The sequence below is a fragment of the Microbacterium sp. ZW T6_19 genome (assembly GCF_044987465.1).
Classification (GTDB): Bacteria; Actinomycetota; Actinomycetes; order Actinomycetales; family Microbacteriaceae; genus Microbacterium; species Microbacterium natoriense_A.
Map to the genome: position 1 here is coordinate 1 of NZ_JBJDRH010000024.1, position 597 is coordinate 597.

Annotated in this window: 1 protein-coding gene; it reads left to right on the plus strand. The window is 60.3% G+C overall.

The genetic code is table 11. From position 1 onward, the window contains the following. Positions 1 to 124 precede the first annotated feature (124 nt). Entirely contained in the window at positions 125 to 418 is a 294-nt protein-coding gene (locus ACI3KT_RS18500; RefSeq protein ID WP_404846636.1) for a hypothetical protein, read from the plus strand. Positions 419 to 597: the final 179 nt, after the last annotated feature.

Consider the following 597-nt stretch of genomic DNA (forward strand, 5'->3'; position numbering starts at 1 on the left):
GGAGAGAGCAGGAAGGCGGCGACGTTCCAGCCTCTCTCCCCAAGAGCTCATCGAGCCCCCGCATTACCCTACACCCTGGGGGATGAAGTCCCGCATCACGAACACATCATCAAAGGAGGCCAACATGGCCAAACCAAACGCGGAATCGACGTTCCGTGCGAAAGCGCCTGGCATCATGGCGCAGCTAATCCCCGATTTCCCCATCACGCCGGACGATGCCGCGGCGATCCTGGGCAATCTCGGCCACGAAAGCGCCGGGCTGACCACACTGCAGGAAATCAAGCCAACAGTGGCAGGCAACAGCCTGGCACTGATATCCGCGTCATTCGTGAGATTGTGGAGCACAGCGCCGGGCCGCCAAGGTAGGCGCCAGATGGTGACGATCTGGCAATGCGGAGGGTTGCGCTTTTCGCTCTGAGGAGACCGGCTCAGGGTATGGGTCCAGCACGATCACCACGGCCACTAGCAACGCATCGTGCAACTTGTTGAATAGACGCATTGGTCTCTCCGGTTCCTGCACCGTAAACGTGGTGCAACGGCCGAAGTTGCTTGTCGCAGCGGCGGAAAAGATGACCTGCCAGAGGAGCCTTGAGGGAG

Bases quoted from the DNA above. Each gene is read 5' to 3' on its own strand.
- ACI3KT_RS18500 (WP_404846636.1), top strand. From the start codon at position 125: ATGGCCAAACCAAACGCGGAATCGACGTTCCGTGCGAAAGCGCCTGGC.